Annotated in this window: 1 protein-coding gene; it reads right to left on the bottom strand. The window is 72.5% G+C overall.

Annotated elements, in window-relative coordinates:
- The coding region (locus tag Q0994_RS34090; protein ID WP_299542664.1) for a VCBS repeat-containing protein at positions 1-211 on the bottom strand (211 nt) is incomplete at both ends.

Genomic DNA, 211 nt, shown 5'->3' with positions numbered 1-211 from the left:
TGTCGAGCCTGCCGTCGCCGGTGGTGTCGGCGAGGAAGCGGGGGTGCTTGTCGACCAGCCAGCCGCCGGCCTCCTCGCTGTGGCCGAACGCCCGGAGGGCGGGTTCGTCGGAGAGCGGCGCGAACTTCCCTTCCTCGTCCTGGAGGGAGACCCAGAGGCCGTCGTCGTGGCAGCCGACGATGTCGAGCCTGCCGTCGCCGGTGGTGTCGGC

Source organism: uncultured Streptomyces sp. (assembly GCF_947488945.1).
In the GTDB taxonomy this organism is placed as follows: Bacteria; Actinomycetota; Actinomycetes; order Streptomycetales; family Streptomycetaceae; genus Streptomyces.
Note: the sequence above shows the minus strand (reverse complement) of the source record. Positions and strands in the feature narration are given on the sequence as shown.